This window comes from Stenotrophomonas humi (genome assembly GCF_001431415.1).
GTDB classification, from domain to species: Bacteria; Pseudomonadota; Gammaproteobacteria; order Xanthomonadales; family Xanthomonadaceae; genus Stenotrophomonas; species Stenotrophomonas humi.
In genome coordinates this window covers 1-535 of the sequence record NZ_LDJI01000090.1, presented here as the reverse complement: position 1 = coordinate 535, position 535 = coordinate 1, and the positions used below count along the sequence as shown (strand labels likewise).

Annotated in this window: 1 pseudogene; it reads left to right on the top strand. The window is 60.7% G+C overall.

The annotated features are described in order from the left end of the window. Positions 1–203: 203 nt before the first annotated feature. A pseudogene (locus ABB26_RS18455) lies at positions 204–535 on the top strand (GntP family permease); the annotation flags it as partial.

Here is a 535-nt window from a genome sequence, read left to right as displayed (position 1 = left end):
GCAGAATGCCACCGATGGCCATGCTCAGATACTTGCGCTTCATTGGTCTCCCTCCTCCCGGGTATGACGCGACGGCAAAAGGATGCCGCCCATGCTGCGCAAGTTAACGAGGCGTTAGTCGGCTGCGTATCGTCCCTTCGTACAGTGGGCCACCCGCACCGACATCCCGATACTCGCCGCATCGTATTGGCCGGGAGTCGTGGATGTCGTTTCTGATCGTACTGGCGGCCCTGTGCTTCCTGATGTTCGTCGCCTATCGCGGCTACAGCGTGATCCTGTTCGCGCCAGTGGCGGCGCTGGGCGCGGTGCTGCTGACCGACCCGACCCTGGTGCAGCCGATGTTCACCGGCTTGTTCATGGACAAGATGGTCGGTTTCCTGAAGCTGTATTTCCCGGTATTCGTGCTCGGCGCGGTGTTCGGGAAGCTGATCGAGATCTCGGGCTTTTCCAAATCCATCGTCAGCGCCACCATCAAACTGGTTGGCGCCAAGCGCGCGATGCTGTCGATCGTGCTGGTCTGCGCGCTGCTCACCTA